The sequence below is a fragment of the Johannesbaptistia floridana genome (assembly GCF_057440575.1).
Map to the genome: position 1 here is coordinate 1 of NZ_JALKVM010000265.1, position 1677 is coordinate 1677.

Annotated in this window: 2 protein-coding genes; both read right to left on the reverse strand. The window is 36.6% G+C overall.

Annotation, left to right across the window (positions count from 1 at the left end; genetic code table 11):
* Positions 1–4: 4 nt before the first annotated feature.
* Positions 5–610 carry a hypothetical protein gene (locus tag MW688_RS16695; protein ID WP_486737146.1) on the reverse strand — a complete coding sequence of 202 codons (606 nt, stop codon included), beginning with the start codon at positions 608–610 and terminating at the stop codon, positions 5–7.
* Positions 611–691: 81 nt separating this feature from the next.
* Entirely contained in the window at positions 692–1447 is a 756-nt protein-coding gene (locus MW688_RS16700) for a 1-acyl-sn-glycerol-3-phosphate acyltransferase (protein ID WP_486737147.1), read from the reverse strand.
* Between the last annotated feature and the right edge of the window lie 230 nt (positions 1448–1677).

A 1677-nucleotide genomic window follows, 5' to 3' on the forward strand; every position in this document is an offset into this window, starting at 1 on the left:
AGAACTAAGACTGGTCAACTATAGGCTTTTGCAAGCCCCCACTATCATCGGTACTTTGATGATCGTGGTGGGATGTTGACATATTTACTTCAACAGGAGGATAAATAGGTTCAGCAAATAGGTGATTCTGATTAGGATCAAAACGCGATCGCCACCATTGCAGACTAATTCCTTTAATAGTTTTAACCTGCAAATCCTCATACTCTATATCATAGATGGTTTTGAGGCGATATATTGGTTCAGATAATAAAGCTTTATATTGCTCACTTGATAAGTAACTCATCTCTTGTGGAAGCTTAGTTAATATAACTTGTTTCCCTATTAACTGATTAGCAATATTAACTAAATCCTGTTGTTGAGGTAAAGAACGTAAATTACGCCAAGTTCTTTCTTCAAAGGCATTAGCTAAATATAGTGTAATTGATTTACCCTCTAAATCTATTGCTTTAGCTTGGATAAAGCGCATAGAAGGAGAATCAATGGCAGCAAACATACCAAAACCACCACCCTTCCAAGGAGAAAGATTAGCAGTTTGAGTTAAATAAATTTGGACTAGGGCTACTAAAATCAAAATGGCTGCTACTAGCCACTTTTCTAGAAACTTACTCATGCAATAAGCATAATGTCTGAAAATTAAACTATAACTCATCCCAAATCTTAAAGCCAAGATTTGAGAGGTTAGTTTGCAGCCCTAGATATTTGCTAGATTATTTAAATGTAATTGCATTTCTTCCACTACTTGGTGATAACAAGCATTTACAAACAAGGGATCATCTGCTGCTTTTTTTCCATATTCACTAAAGACTATCGGTGGACATATTTGAGTTCTAATCTTTACTGGTAAAGGAATATTCGGCAGAGGACCTACTGCTATTATCCATGGTAATCCTATATAAATAGGAAATACTTCTGGGTCTAAATCCATTAACCAGGGCATACCCCATTCATGGAATTGTTTGACTAGATCATAAATATCTGTAATTACAATTAAGCTATCATGGGCACCAGTGGAAATAATGGGAATAATGGGAATTTTCCATTTAAGAGCGAGTTTAACAAAAGCTTTATTGCCGGCGAAATTAACTTGATTTCGTTGACTGTGAGGACGAAATACATCTTTAGCGCCACCGGGGTAGACGAGGAGACTAGCATTGTTGTTTAAGGCGGCGATCGCCATTTTAGGATGAGCTTCAATTGCCCCTATTTTCTCTGCTAGTTGCGCTACTCTTGGGTTAATTTTCCAGGCGTGGCGGTGCATTAAACCATATACTAAACGTTCTGTACCAAATCTGCTAAACCAGTCATACATCGTCATAATTGTATCTGGTAGCGCTAACCCACCATTATGAGAACCCACCAATAAAACTTGTTGATTAGGGGGTATATGTTCCCATCCTTTTGTCTCTACTCGGAAATAGTATTTATATAGCCATTCCCACATAGGCATCAGGCTATTAATTACTTGAGGATCTCTTTTTGTTAATGACCAGCCTCCGCGATTAATTTTCTTACTCCCAAAATATTATGGTTACTTATTTTTATTGTAGCTAATAAGCTTTTTGATTACTTGGCAATTTAAAAAGGCTATAAATAGATTAATCATCTGGGAAATCTAGGGATAGCTCACATCTTCCACCAGTACTTCTGTACTAAATTAACCTCAGAAAAAGTTCATTT